General features: G+C 72.7%; 11 protein-coding genes and 2 pseudogenes. 2 read left to right on the top strand and 11 right to left on the bottom strand.

The genetic code is table 11. The annotated features are described in order from the left end of the window. Positions 1-60: 60 nt before the first annotated feature. The 4 genes and pseudogenes from AB0P07_RS06705 to AB0P07_RS06690 form a co-directional block, all read right to left on the bottom strand. Complete coding sequence (locus tag AB0P07_RS06705; RefSeq protein WP_365546096.1) at positions 61-915, bottom strand: EamA family transporter; 855 nt, start codon at positions 913-915, stop codon at positions 61-63. Beyond that, positions 912-1,538 (bottom strand): annotated as a pseudogene (locus AB0P07_RS06700) (M24 family metallopeptidase). The gene AB0P07_RS06705 and the pseudogene AB0P07_RS06700 overlap by 4 nt, the downstream one beginning before the upstream one ends. An 85-nt stretch (positions 1,539-1,623) precedes the next feature. Beyond that, a pseudogene (locus AB0P07_RS06695) lies at positions 1,624-2,562 on the bottom strand (SpoIIE family protein phosphatase); the annotation flags it as partial. 367 nt (positions 2,563-2,929) lie between these two features. Then, complete coding sequence (locus AB0P07_RS06690; RefSeq protein WP_365546093.1) at positions 2,930-3,418, bottom strand: alpha/beta fold hydrolase; 489 nt, start codon at positions 3,416-3,418, stop codon at positions 2,930-2,932. 146 nt (positions 3,419-3,564) lie between these two features. On the opposite strand from AB0P07_RS06690, the gene AB0P07_RS06685 reads away from it, so the two are divergent. Both AB0P07_RS06685 and AB0P07_RS06680 read left to right on the top strand, forming a co-directional pair. Beyond that, positions 3,565-4,272, top strand: coding sequence for a winged helix-turn-helix domain-containing protein (locus AB0P07_RS06685; RefSeq protein ID WP_365546090.1), 708 nt, complete (start codon positions 3,565-3,567; stop codon positions 4,270-4,272). Positions 4,273-4,341: 69 nt separating this feature from the next. Next, positions 4,342-5,292, top strand: coding sequence for a DMT family transporter (locus AB0P07_RS06680; protein ID WP_365547046.1), 951 nt, complete (start codon positions 4,342-4,344; stop codon positions 5,290-5,292). Here the strand turns inward: AB0P07_RS06680 and AB0P07_RS06675 are convergent. The 7 genes from AB0P07_RS06675 to AB0P07_RS06645 form a co-directional block, all read right to left on the bottom strand. Next, entirely contained in the window at positions 5,289-5,426 is a 138-nt protein-coding gene (locus tag AB0P07_RS06675; protein WP_365547043.1) for an integrase core domain-containing protein, read from the bottom strand. The genes AB0P07_RS06680 and AB0P07_RS06675 overlap by 4 nt on opposite strands. An 88-nt stretch (positions 5,427-5,514) precedes the next feature. After that, on the bottom strand, positions 5,515-6,612 hold the full coding sequence (locus AB0P07_RS06670; RefSeq protein WP_365546088.1) for a Zn-dependent alcohol dehydrogenase: 1,098 nt from the start codon (positions 6,610-6,612) through the stop codon (positions 5,515-5,517). 124 nt (positions 6,613-6,736) lie between these two features. Beyond that, positions 6,737-8,125: an aldehyde dehydrogenase family protein gene (locus AB0P07_RS06665; RefSeq protein ID WP_365546085.1), complete on the bottom strand. Its 1,389-nt coding sequence runs from the start codon at positions 8,123-8,125 to the stop codon at positions 6,737-6,739. Positions 8,126-8,246: 121 nt separating this feature from the next. After that, on the bottom strand, positions 8,247-9,584 hold the full coding sequence (locus tag AB0P07_RS06660; RefSeq protein ID WP_365546082.1) for an ABC transporter ATP-binding protein: 1,338 nt from the start codon (positions 9,582-9,584) through the stop codon (positions 8,247-8,249). Between the two features lie 234 nt (positions 9,585-9,818). Next, positions 9,819-10,007 carry a hypothetical protein gene (locus AB0P07_RS06655; RefSeq protein ID WP_365546080.1) on the bottom strand — a complete coding sequence of 63 codons (189 nt, stop codon included), beginning with the start codon at positions 10,005-10,007 and terminating at the stop codon, positions 9,819-9,821. Next, positions 10,004-11,263: an MFS transporter gene (locus AB0P07_RS06650; RefSeq protein ID WP_365546077.1), complete on the bottom strand. Its 1,260-nt coding sequence runs from the start codon at positions 11,261-11,263 to the stop codon at positions 10,004-10,006. Before AB0P07_RS06650 ends, AB0P07_RS06655 begins: the two co-directional genes overlap by 4 nt. Positions 11,264-11,292: 29 nt before the next feature. Then, on the bottom strand, positions 11,293-12,753 hold the full coding sequence (locus tag AB0P07_RS06645; RefSeq protein WP_365546074.1) for a citrate:proton symporter: 1,461 nt from the start codon (positions 12,751-12,753) through the stop codon (positions 11,293-11,295). Between the last annotated feature and the right edge of the window lie 43 nt (positions 12,754-12,796).

Raw genomic sequence — 12,796 nt, 5'->3', positions numbered from 1 at the left:
CCGCGGCGTGTGCCGTCAGCAGTCGTCCGCCGGTGTTCCGCACGGGGCATCGGCGTCTGCTCATCCGGGCGCGGCCAGCGCGAGCAGGACTACGGCGCCGACGGACAGGGGATATCCGATGCGCTGCGTCCGAGTGGGTCGCTCCCGGAGGACGACGCGTGCCAGGAGGGTGGTGGCCGCGGGGTACAGCGCGGTGAGGACGGCAGCGATGCCCAGCAGCCCCTCGCGTGCGGCGTACTGGTAACAGAGGTGGGCCGCCAGTTCAGCGAGCCCGGCGGCCAGGCTCAGCCGCCAGGGGAAGGGAGTACCGTGCTGGCGTCCCGAGCGCGCTCGGCGTGCAAGGCAGGCACCTGCGGCGAGGGCGCACGTGGCGGTGAGGTAGGCGATGGCCAGCGGCGTGAGCCCTGAAGGGGACGCGGTGCGGCCGAGGAGAACGAAGAAGGCCGAGAAGGCGACGCCCGAGACGGTCGCGTAGGCCACCGTGGCCTGCTTCGGGGTGGTGGACGGGATGGCCCCGGGCGTGACGACGAGGGCCACTGCGATGACGGCGAGTGGGGCTCCCACCCAGGCAGTCGGGCCGAGGCATTCTCCGGTGAGGAGGGCGAAGCCCAAGGGCAGGGCTGCCACGAGCACCGCTGCCAGGGGCGCCCCGGTGGTCATCGGGCCACGGGCGAGTGCCGCGTACAGGCACAGGCTGTCCGCCGCGGCGGACAGTCCGGCACCGGCGCCCAGGAGCAGGTCGCTGCCCGCGGACCGGCCGGTGACGAAGGGCAGGCAGAGCAGCAGGGCCGCGGTGGCCGTCGTCTGCGCGACCAGGAGGACGGCCGCGGGGTGGCGTGCGCGGGCGCCCAGCCCTCCGGTGAAGTCCGAGACACCGTAGAAGAGGGCGGCGCCCAGCGCCAGAAGGACGGTCACGATGCCGGATCGTCGCTCGTGGTGGCTCGCGTGAGGCGGCGCAGTCCGGTGGGGGTGACCGCGAAGTTGTCCTCAATCTTGAGGACCAGGAGCCGTCCGTCCACCTCGACCGCGGTCTCGGGTTCCAGGGCGATGACGTGACCGACGCGCAGGGTGCAGTCGGTGTCCATCCGGGACGCCCCGTTCACGGAGGGAAGTTCACAGCAGCGCAGCCCGACGCCGTGCCAAGTGCCGTACGGGGTCGGCGGCAGGTGGTGGCGGATGAGGTAGGCGTTGACGGTGTCGTGGACGGTGGAGCACCGCACGCCGGGGCGGGCGGCGTTCTAACCTTCCTGGTAGGCGGCGAGCAGGTGCGTCCAGGCCCGGGCCACGGCCGGGGACGGCTCCCCGACGAAGCCGGTACGGGCGGCGTCCGAGGCATAGCCTCCGGGACCGTGGCAGCCGGTGTCCAGGAAGAAGGGTTCGCCCTCGCGCAGCGAGGCCCCGTCTGCAAACCAACTGCCGCTAGCCTTCCGGACGTTGCAGACGGAGTGGGTCAGGAACTCCGCTCCGAGAGAGTGCTGGTGCCCGGCGGCCACGGCGAGCAGGTCGTGGTCCCGCATGCCCGGCTGGACCGACCGCACCGCCTTCTCCAGTGCGGCGGCGTTGATGCGGCAGGCGATGTCGATCAGCTGGATCTCGCTGTCGTCCTTGATCGCCCGCAGCGTGGGCCCGCAGCACGAACGCCGGCGGGTGACCGCCGGAGGCGAGGCGGACCCTGGTGCGGCCGCGGGCGGCGTCCGGTTCGACGACGCCCACCACGGCGGTGCAGTGGCGCGGGTCGGCCTCCAGGCCGTAGCGGTCGTAAAGGACGGCGTTGAGCGTGGACAGGGCGCTGACCGGGTCGGAGTCGTGGAAGATGTGCCGCCCGCAGGGTGTAGCGGGTGAGCGAGGTGACGGCGGCGGCCCTGGGGCCCTTGCCGCTCACGTCGCCGAGGAAGAAGGCCCAGCGCCCCGCGCCGAGGGCGAACAGGTCGTAGAAGTCGCCGCCGAGCCGGTCGGGCGAGGCCGTGTAGTAGTAGGAGGCCACATCCAGGCCCGGGACGGTGGGAAGGTCGGCGGGCAGCAGGGCCTGCTGGAGCACGGCGAGGGCGTCGGTCAGCCGGGCCCGGTCCGCCTCGGAGCGGGAGCGTGCCGCCTCCGCCTCCCGGCGCGCCGCCTCGGCCAGGTCGCGGGCCTCGTCGGCGGCCCTTCTGCGGTGCAGCAGTTCCTCCTCGTAGGCGCGTCGGTCGGAGGCGTCGAAGACCGTGGTGCGGATCAGCACCGGCTTACCGTCGGCGTCCCTCTTGACTGCGGCGGAGACGAGCACCGGCAGCCGTCCGCCCGTCGCCGTCCGCAGCTCCAGCGCGATCCCGCCGATCTCGCCCCCCGCAGCCCCAGCAGGGGTGCGAAGTGGGTCTCGTAGTAGAGCTTCCCGCCGACGGTGAGCAGGTCGGCGAAGCGCATCCGGCCCACCACCTCGCGCCGTTCGCGGCCGAGTCAGTCCAGCAGCGTCGCGTTGACCTTGACGACGGTGCCGTCCATGGCCGTGGAAAGGAAGCCGCAGGGCGCGGCGTCGTAGAGCTCCTCGGCACTGTCCTCCGGGCCGGGGGTGGCGGCCGAGGGCACCCAGTTCCTCCGGTCCTCGCCGGGCGCGGGGTCAGGAGTCCGGCCGGGGGCCATGGACACGGTCCAGGAAGTCGAGTACGGCGTCGGCGGTGGCATCGGGGGCGCTGAGCTGCGGGCAGTGTCCGGTGGCGTCCAGGGTGACCGGCGCCGGGGACGCGCGACCGCACGAACGAGCCGACCCCCCGGGGAGCGATGGCGTCCTCCTCGTATTCGAGGACCAGCGTCGGCACTTTCAACCCGTCCAGGTCGCCACGGTTGTCCGACAGGAACGTGGTACGCGCGAAAACCCGGGCCATCGCCGGGTCGGTCGCGCAGAAGGTGTCGGTCAGCTCCTGGCCCAGCTCCGGCCGGTCGGGGTTGCCCATGGTCACCGGTGCCATCGCGGACGACCAGCCGAGGTAGTTCGAGTCCAGCGAGGCCAGCAGTTCCTCGATGTCGGCCGGTGTGAAGCCGCCGCGGTACCCGTCGTCGTCGATGTAGCGCGGGGAGGGCTGACCATGACCAGGGATCCGATCCGCTCGGGTGCCGTGCGGGCGGCCAGGACTCCGGCCATCGCGCTCACCGAATGCCCGACGAACGTCACCCGCCGCAGGTCCAGCGCCCGCAGGACGTCGACCACGTCCTGTGCGTAGCCGTCCAGCGACGCGTACCGCTCGGGGACCCAGGCAGACGGGTCGGACCGGCCCGAACCGACGTAGTCGAACAGGACGACCTTGTAGCGCCCGGCCAGCCTGGGCACCACCAGGCGCCACATGCTCTGGTCGCAGCCGAACCCGTGGGCCAGCACCACCACCGGCCCGTCGGCGTCGCCGGTCACCGTCACGTTGCTCCGGTGCCGTACGTCCGCCTCCACCATGCCGCCTCCCGCTCGCACACGCTTTCAACCCCTCAAGGAAAGAATAAATAGACAAAAACCATTATTTCCTCCACCTGTCTGGTGCCCGCTTCCTCGGCCCGGATGCTTCGGTCTTCGCCCAACCGTCCGTGTCGCATGCTGGGGGCATGACCTCGAAGGACCCGGGCGCACCCGGACTGGCGCGACTGGCCGGGCTGATCGCCGACGAGAGCAGGGCCGCCTGCCTGCTGGCACTGCTCGACGGACGGGCGTGGACCGCCGGTGAACTCGCCCGGTACGCGGGGGTGGCCGCCTCGACGCTGAGCGAGCACCTCGGCAAGCTCGTCGCGGGCGGGCTGCTCGCCGAGGAGCGGCAGGGGCGGCACCGGTACGTGCGGCTCGCCGACCACCGAGTCGCCCAGCTGGTGGAGGACCTGGCCGCGCAGACGGCGCCCCAGGCACAACGTCCGCGCACGCTGCGGGCCTCCAGCGCCGGGTCGGCGATGGCCGCGGGCCGCACCTGCTACGACCATCTCGCCGGACGGCTCGGGATCGCCGTCACCGACGCGCTCACCGTGCGCGGACTGCTGCGCCAGGACACCGGTTTCGCACTCACCGACGCCGGGCTCACCTGGTTCGACACCGCTGGGATCCTCCTGCGGCGTACCGGGCGCAGGCCGCTGGCCCGGGCCTGCCTCGACTGGACCGAGCGCCGCCCGCACCTCGCCGGCGTCGCGGGCGCGGCGCTGTGCCGGCACGCGCTGGACAGGGGCTGGTGCGTGCGGATCGGCTCGGAGCGGGCGGTGAAGGTGACTCCGGCGGGCGAGGACGCGCTGTCCGAGCTGCTCCGGATCGACCCGGTGTCGCTGCGCTGAGCCGTGCCGTTCTCCCCGTCCGAAATCCGCCGGTCGTCCCGACCTTCCCTTCCTAGCCTCGGGAGCATGATGCGTACCACCACGTCCCGCCGTCCGGAACTGCTCGCGGCCGGTGCGGCCACCGTCACCGTCGTGCTGTGGGCGTCGGCGTTCGTCTCGATCCGCAGCGCTGGCGAGGCGTACTCGCCGGGCGCGCTGGCGTTCGGGCGGCTGCTGTCGGGCGCCCTGGCGCTCGGCGTGATCTGTCTGCTGCGCCGGGAGGGCGTGCCGCCGCGCGCGGCCTGGCTCGGGATCGCGGTATCGGGGCTGCTGTGGTTCGGCTTCTACATGGTCGTCCTGAACTGGGGCGAGCAGCAGGTGGACGCCGGTACGGCCGCCCTGGTCGTGAACGTCGGGCCGATCCTCATCGCGCTGCTGGGCGCGCGGCTGCTGGGCGACGCGCTGCCGCCGCGGCTGCTGGCGGGGATGGCGGTGTCGTTCGCCGGTGCGGTGACCGTGGGCCTGTCCATGTCGGGCGAGGGAGGCTCCTCGCTGCTCGGGGTGGTGCTGTGCCTGCTGGCCGCGGTGGCGTACGCGGGCGGAGTGGTCGCGCAGAAGCCCGCGCTGGCCCACGCGAGCGCCCTTCAGGTGACGACGTTCGGCTGCCTGGTCGGGGCGGTCCTCTGCCTGCCGTTCACGGGCCGGCTGGTGGCGGAGGCGGCCGACGCGCCCGTCTCCGCGACGCTCAACATGGTCTACCTGGGCGTGTTCCCGACGGCGCTGGCGTTCACCACGTGGGCGTACGCGCTGGCCCGTACGACCGCCGGCCGCATGGGCGCGACCACGTACGCCGTGCCCGCCCTGGTCGTGCTGATGTCGTGGCTGGCGCTGGGCGAGGTGCCGGGCCTGCTCACGCTGGCGGGCGGCGCGCTGTGCCTGGCGGGCGTGGCGGTGTCCCGCTCGCGCAGGCGCCCGGCCTCGTCCTCGGAACACCCCGAGCCCGCGACGGAACCGCGTCGCGAGGACGCGGGGCGGCTCTAGGTGTGCCGACCGGACGGGTGGGTGACGCGGCCGGCTGGTGGGTAGCCACCGATGCCGGAGTGGGGTCGGTGGTGGTTGTACCAGTCCGGCCAGTCGGGGAAGGCCTCCTGGCGGTCGGCGGTAGATGTCGCAATCCATACCGAACCCAGAAGGCCCTCACCTGTTCAAGATCCCTCAGTCGAGACCTGGCTCACCCGTCCACAACCTCCCGGGACAGAACAGCTAGAAGACCACCAGCGCCCGCCCGCCCTTGCCCGCCAGCATGTTCTCGAAGGCAGCCGGGATGCCGTCGAGGGCGATGCGTTCGGTGACCAGGGCGCCGAGGTCCAGGCGGCCGGCGCGGGCGTGTTCGGCGAGGACCGGGAGGTCACGGGCGGGGTCGGCGTTGCCGTAGACGCAGCCGGAGAGGGTGCGGCCCCAGTGGAAGATCTCCAGGGCGTTGAAGGTGACCTGCTGGTCCTTGCCGCCGATGCCGACGACCGTGGTGCGACCGCCGCGCCGGGTGGACTCCCAGGCGGTGCGGATGGTGGTCGCGCGGCCCACGCACTCCACGGCGACGTCGACGCCCTGCTTGCCGGTGAGGGCGCGGACCTCCCGGGCGGTGGTGTCGGAGGCGAGGAGGTAGTCGGTGGCGCCGGCGGCGCGGGCCAGCTCCTCCTTCTCGGGGGACACGTCGACGGCGACGATCTTCGACGCGCCCGCGATCCGCGCCGCCTGGAGGGTGGCGAGGCCCACTCCCCCGACGCCGTAGACCGCGACCGTCTCGCCCTCGCGGACCTTCGCCGAGTGGTGGACGGCGCCGTAGCCGGTCAGGACGGCGCAGCCGAGCAGTGCGGCCTCGGTGAGGGGGATGCCCTCGGGGGCGGGCAGGAGGCAGGACGCGGACACGACCGTCTCCTCGGCGAACGCGGCGACGTTCAGGCCGGGGTGCAGATCGGTGCCGTCGTCGGCTCGGTGGGCGTGCACGTTCGCTGCGCCGGCCAGGGCGTTGGCGCACAGCCACACCTCGCCGAGCGAGCAGGCGTGGCAGGTGCCGCAGGACGGGGCCCAGTTGAGGACCACGTCGTCGCCGGGGGCCACATGGACGACGCCCTCGCCCACGGCGACGACGGTGCCGGCGCCCTCGTGGCCGAGGACGGCGGGCAGCGGCACGCGCATGGTGCCGTTGGACAGGGACAGGTCGGAGTGGCAGACCCCGGCGGCGGCGAGCTTCACCCGGACCTGCCCCGGGCCGGGCTCGGGCAGCTCGATCCCGGTGACCTCCAGGGGGGCGCCTACGGCGGGGACGACGGCGGCACGGACTGCGGTACGGACGGCCATGAGGTGAAGACTCCCCTACGGGCTGGAAGCGGGCTGAAGGCGGGCTGGGGGGCGTCGTTTGGATCTTGCCGGGGTCGCCCACAAGCACCCTTGCCTGGAGCCGACCTGGTCCAAACGACACCCCCTAGAACTGGAGGGACTTGGTCTGGAGGTACTCGGCGAGCCCGTGGGTGCCCAGTTCCCGCCCCACGCCCGACTGCTTGTAGCCGCCGAAGGGCGCCACCGGGTTGAACCGGCCGCCGTTGATGTCGACCTGCCCGGTGTCCATCCGGCGGGCGAAGGCGACCGCCTCGGCCTCCTCCCCGGCCCAGACGGCGCCGGCGAGGCCGTAGACCGTGCCGTTGGCGATGCGCAGGGCGTCGTCCTCGTCCTCGTAGCGGAGGATGGACAGCACGGGCCCGAAGATCTCCTCCTGGGCGATGGTCATGTCGTCGGTCACGTCGGCGAAGACCGTCGGGCTGACGAAGTATCCCTGCTCGCGCGGGGCTTCGGGGCCGCCCGCGACCAGACGCGCACCCTCGGCGACGCCCTTCTCGATGTAACCGCGCACCCGCTCCCGCTGCTTGGCGTTGACGACGGGACCGATCCGGTCGCCGTACTTCGCGGCGGCCTCGGCGGCGAGCGACACCGCCTCGTCGTACTGGTCGCGGTGGACGAGCATGCGGGTCCAGGCGCTGCACGTCTGGCCGGAGTTGGACATGACGTTGGCGACGCCGACGTTGACCGCCTTGGCGAGGTCGGCGCTCGGGAGGATGACGTTGGCGGACTTGCCGCCCAGTTCGAGGGCGACCCGCTTGACGGCGGCGCCCGCGGTGGCGCCGATGCGGCGGCCGACGGCGGTGGAGCCGGTGAAGGAGACCAGGTCCACGCCGGGGTGTTCGGCGAGCGCCTGCCCCGCGACCGGGCCGAGGCCGGTGACCAGGTTGAAGACACCGGCCGGGACGCCCGCCTCGTGCACCGCCTCGGCGAAGAGCTGGGCGATGAGCGGGGTGTCCTCGGCGGGCTTGACCACGATCGTGCAGCCGGCCGCCAAAGCCGGGGCGACCTTCGCGACGATCTGGTGGAGCGGGTAGTTCCAGGGGGTGATGGCGCCGACCACGCCGACCGGCTCGTGGTGGACGACGGACGTGCCGACCTTCTCCTCGAAGGCGTACGTCGCCGCCAGCTCGGCGTAGGAACCGGCGACCGCGATCGGGACGGCGGCGTGCACGGCCTGCGAGAGCTTCGGCGGGGAGCCCAGTTCGGCGGTGACCGTCTCGGCGATGTCGTCCTTGCGCTCCACCAGCACGTCCCGCAGGGCGGCCAGGCGTGCGGCGCGTTCGGCGGGCGGGGTGGCGGCCCAGCCGGGCAGGGCGGCGCGGGCGGCCCGGACGGCGGTGTCGACGTCCAGGGCGTTGCCCGCGGGGACGCGGCCGATCACCTGCTCGTCGGTCGGGTTCACGACGTCGATCGTGTCCCGGCCGACGGCGGGGCGCCAGGCTCCGTCGATGTACATGCCGTCGTGTGCCTTCATCGCGTTCCTTCCGGGCGGGCCTCGTCGTCAGCCCCAAACTAGCGCCGATAGTTTTACGGCACCAGGGGCTCCCACGATGGTGGCGCGGCTCACCCTCCCGGAGTGCGACATACGTCCGGGATCACTCCTCCAGGTCGGGCAGTCGTGCCGGGGCCGGGCAGATCCGGTCGCCGTGCTGGTCGAAGACGAACAGGTGGGCGAGGTCGACGAGGAGGGGCACCTGCATGCCGTGGCGCAGGTCGATGTCGGGGGTGGTCCGGACGATCAGGTCGCCGGGCAGGCGGCCGTCGGGGGCGGCGACCGCGGGTTCGGGCTCCTCGGGTTCGTCCATGACGACCACCGGACCGGCGCGCAGGGCGCCCGCCCGTTCCCGCAGCCGGTCCAGGACCGTGCCGTCGCGGCGACGGCGCCCGGCCGGGCGGGTCGCGAGGCGCGGGGCCTCCAGGTCGGGCACGACGGCCGGCTGCGAACCGGTGTTGAAGTGCACCAGGACCTCGTGGCCCTGGAACTCGACGTGCTCCACGAGACCGGTGAGCAGCACCTCGCCGGGGCGGGCGGCGGAGGGCTTCGCGATCCGTACGGCCTCCGAGCGCAGGCCCACGATGACCTCGCGGCCCTGCTGGACGCGGAGCAACTGGTGGTCCAGGGAGAGCGGTTCGGGCAGGCGCAGGAACTGCTTGCCCAGGCTGATGGTCATCGCCCCGTCCAGCGGGGCGCGCACGAGGCCGCGCAGCAGGTTGATGCGCGGGGTGCCGATGAAGGCGGCGACGAAGACGTTGCGGGGCAGGGCGTAGACCGCGCGCGGGGTGTCCACCTGCTGGAGGACGCCGCCGCGCAGGACGGCGACCCGGTCGCCCAGCGACATGGCCTCGGACTGGTCGTGGGTGACGTAGACGGTGGTGACGCCCAACTCCCGGGTCAGCCGGGTGATCTCGGCGCGCAGGTGGTTGCGGAGCTTGGCGTCGAGGTTGGACAGCGGCTCGTCCATCAGGAAGGCGGTGGGGTGGCGGGAGATGGCCCGGCCCATGGCGACCCGCTGGCGTTCGCCGCCGGAGAGCTGGGCGGGGAAGCGGTCGAGCAGGTCCTCGATGCCCAGCATCCGGGCGGTGGCGTCCACGCGCGGGGTGTGGTCGGTCTGCGGGTCCTCGACGCGCAGCGGGAAGCCGATGTTCCCGCGGGTGGTCATGTTGGGGTACAGGGCGAAGTTCTGGAAGACCATCGCCATGCGCCGTTCGGCCGGGAGCAGGTCGTTGGCGTACTCGCCGTCCAGCGTCAGCCGCCCCTCGGTGATCTCCTCGAGCCCGGCGATCATGCGCAGCACGGTCGACTTGCCGCAGCCGGAGGGTCCGAGCAGGACGAGGAACTCGCCCGGCGCGATGTCCAGCGACAGCCGGTCCACCACGCGGACGCCTCGCGCGTAGGTCTTGCTCACGTCGTGCAGGGAGATGGCGCGTGTCATGGAGGTGCCCCCGGGGCTCACTGAGCGCTGGTGCTCCGCGGTCGGACGCCCTCGTGCGGGTCGTACGGGGCGTGTGAGTCACGGAAGTTAACGGACCGTGCCCGGCCGGGGGAAGACACCGGACCGCAACTCGGCACGAACGTCCATCTGGTGAGAAAGCGGACGGCCGGATTCAGGGCTCGGGGCGTCTCACTGGGTGATCAAGACGAGTCGGCTGCCGGTTCGGCCTCCGGATCAGCCGTCCGAGTCGGCGTCCCGGCCGCAGTTGCCGCCGGACCGGCCGGACGCGCGCACCGGTTCACCGGCCGCCAGGGTCGCCGTCGCCACCGTGCGCGTCCACGATGCGCCGCGGGCCGCCCACACGACGCAGGCGCAGCCGCCGGCGACGAGGAGCAGGAGGACGGAGAGAATGATCAGGATCACGTTCGTCCCTTGGCTGGCCGGCACGGGCGGCCGTCGGCGACCCGGTCCGGGACATCATGCCCGGCCGCCGGGGAACGTTGGCCGGCCACGTCCGCCGAAGGGGTCCGCGGGGCGACGCCCGAGGAGAGCAGGAGGAGGGCGCCCAGCATCACGAACGGCGCGGCCACGCCCGCGACGCCGGCGATCAGACCCGCGGCGGCGGGGGCGGCGACCTGGCCGAGGCGGTTGCCGGTCAGCCGCAGCGCGAGAGCCGTGGAGCGCGCCTCGTCGGGGGCCGCCTGCACGACCGTCGTCATCGACAGCGGCTGGCCGACGCCCAGGCAGAAGCCGAGGCCGACCAGCATCGGCGCGAGTGCCCACATCGGCACCGGCAGCGCGACCCCGGCGCACAGCAGGGCGGCCAGCAGGCACGTCGTCGTGAGCAGCACCGTGCGGCCGAGGAGCCGCAGCAGGGGCGTCAGCACGAGCCGGCAAGCGATCGTGGCGGCGGCCCGCAGGCTGAGCAGTGCACCGATCACGGCCGGGGAGATCCCCCGGTGCTCGCCGACCACCGGCAGGTAGGCGGTGAGGATGTCGGTCGCGGACAGCACGGAGAGGCTGATCAGGATGCCCGCGGGCACACCGCGGGCCCGCAGGATGCTCCCCACGGGAACGCGCGGGCCCGGCACCTTGCTCGAGGCGCCCGCCGTCGGGTGCTCTATGCGCCACAGGGACGTGACGGCGACCGCGGCGACCGCGCCCGCCACCACCAGGGCGAGCGCGCTGCTGCCGGCCATGTCGGGGCCGCCGATCAGCGCGCCCGCGGCGATCGGGCCGATCAGCTGGCCGAGCGAGGCGCCGATGGTGAAGTGGCCGAAGTTGCGGTCCTGTTCGTGCGGCGCGGACTGGCGGGCGACGAGGGACTGGGCGCCGATGACGAAGCAGAGGTGCCCGAGGCCCATGACGCCGCTCCACAGGGCCATCGCCCACAGCGACCCGGCGACGCCGCTCAGTGCGCAGCCCCCGGCGATGAGCACCACCCCCACGGGCAGCAGCGGCGCGCAGCGGCCGTGGTCGGTGCGCCGGCCCAGCGGAACGGCGGCGAACAGCGGCAGCAGCGCGTACACACCGGCGATGACGCCGACGGCCCGTTCGTCGGCGCCCAGCGCGAGCGCCCGGTAGGAGACGGCGGGCCGGGCCATCGACACCGCCCCCTGCGCGAAGCCGAAGGCGATGACGAGGCGGAGCAGCCAGCCGCGGTTCCCACCGGGCGCCATGATCGTGTCCCTTCCTGATGGTCCGACGGTCAGATGATGCCGAACAGAATGCCCGCCGCGAGAATCACCAGGCTCGTCAGGACGGCCCACTTGACCACGAAACGGGTGTGGTCGCCGAACTCGACCTTGGCCATGCCGACCAGGACGTAGACGGCCGGTACGAGCGGGCTGGACATGTGCAGCGGCTGGCCGACGATCGAGGCGCGGGCGATCTCCAGCGACGACACGCCGTGCGCCTGGCCGGCCTCGGCGAGCACCGGCAGGACGCCGAAGTAGAAACCGTCGTTCGACATGAAGTAGGTGAGCGGCAGGCTCAGCAGGCCGGTGACCAGGCCCATCTGCGGGCCCATCCCGTCGGGGATGGTGTCCACGAGCCAGTTGGCCATGTGGTCGACCATGCCGGTGCCGGTGAGGACGCCGGTGAAGACGGCGGCGGCGAAGACCATGCCGGAGACGTTGAGGACGTTGTCGGCGTGGGCCGCGACGCGGGCCTTCTGGTCGGGGATGTGCGGGAAGTTGACCGTGAGCACGAGCGCGGCACCGATCAGGAAGAGCACCGGGATCGGCAGCAGCTCCATGATCATGGCGGTGAGCAGCGCGACCGTGAGCAGCGCGTTGAACCAGTACAGCTTGGGGCGCAGGGTGGGCCGGTTCGGGTCGAGCCCCTTGAAGTCGTCACCGGACTCGGCGTCGGATTCGTCGCCGGACCCGGCGTCCCCGTCGGCCGCCGCGCCGGAGCCGCCCGCCGCACCGCGAGCCGCACCGGCACCGGCACCGGCACGCGCACCGGATGCCCCGGCGGCCGCACCCGCACCGACCAGCACCGTCTCGCTCTCCTGCTCCTGCTCCCGCACCGGCGCCTCGTCCAGCGACAGCGTGCCCACCCGCCTGCGCTCACGCAGACCCAGCACGTACGCCAGGACGACGACCGCGACCAGGCCCACGGCCAGGGCCGGGATCATCGGGACGAAGATGTCGGTGGCGTCGACCTTCAGCGCGGTGGCCGCGCGGGCGGTGGGGCCGCCCCAGGGCAGCGTGTTCATCACGCCGTTGGCCATCGCGGCGACGCCGGTCATGACGACCAGGCTCATCTTGAGCCGCTTGTACAGCGGATACATCGCCGAGACCGTGATCATGAAGGTGGTGGAGCCGTCGCCGTCCAGCGAGACGATCGCGGCGAGCAGCGCCGTGCCGACGACGATGCGCATCGGGTCGGCCTTGCAGAACTTCAGGATGGCCCGGACGATCGGGTCGAAGAGCCCGACGTCGATCATCACACCGAAGTAGACGATCGCGAACATGAGCATCGCCGCGGTGGGGGCGAGGCTGGACACGCCGTCGATGACGTAGTCGCCCAGATGGGCGCCCTTGCCGACGAACACGCAGAACAGCGCGGGAATCAGCACGAGCGCCGCGATCGGCGACATCTTCTTCATCATGATCAGGACCAAAAAGGTCGCGATCATGGCGAAGCCGAGGATGGTCAGCATGAGTGAGTACCTAACGTTCGCCCTTGAACATCCCACCGGGCAG

This window comes from Streptomyces sp. NPDC085944, assembly GCF_040686295.1.
Classification (GTDB): Bacteria; Actinomycetota; Actinomycetes; order Streptomycetales; family Streptomycetaceae; genus Streptomyces; species Streptomyces salinarius.
Note: the sequence above shows the minus strand (reverse complement) of the source record. Positions and strands in the feature narration are given on the sequence as shown.

What these genes read in the sequence shown, in the direction of transcription:
- AB0P07_RS06645 (WP_365546074.1), bottom strand. Translation starts at nt 12,753, where the DNA reads ATGCTGACCATCCTCGGCTTCGCCATGATCGCGACCTTTTTGGTCCTG.
- AB0P07_RS06660 (WP_365546082.1), bottom strand. Translation starts at nt 9,584, where the DNA reads ATGACACGCGCCATCTCCCTGCACGACGTGAGCAAGACCTACGCGCGA.
- AB0P07_RS06690 (WP_365546093.1), bottom strand. Translation starts at nt 3,418, where the DNA reads ATGGTGGAGGCGGACGTACGGCACCGGAGCAACGTGACGGTGACCGGC.
- AB0P07_RS06650 (WP_365546077.1), bottom strand. Translation starts at nt 11,263, where the DNA reads ATGGCGCCCGGTGGGAACCGCGGCTGGCTGCTCCGCCTCGTCATCGCC.
- AB0P07_RS06670 (WP_365546088.1), bottom strand. Translation starts at nt 6,612, where the DNA reads ATGGCCGTCCGTACCGCAGTCCGTGCCGCCGTCGTCCCCGCCGTAGGC.
- AB0P07_RS06665 (WP_365546085.1), bottom strand. Translation starts at nt 8,125, where the DNA reads ATGAAGGCACACGACGGCATGTACATCGACGGAGCCTGGCGCCCCGCC.
- AB0P07_RS06685 (WP_365546090.1), top strand. Translation starts at nt 3,565, where the DNA reads ATGACCTCGAAGGACCCGGGCGCACCCGGACTGGCGCGACTGGCCGGG.
- AB0P07_RS06680 (WP_365547046.1), top strand. Translation starts at nt 4,342, where the DNA reads ATGCGTACCACCACGTCCCGCCGTCCGGAACTGCTCGCGGCCGGTGCG.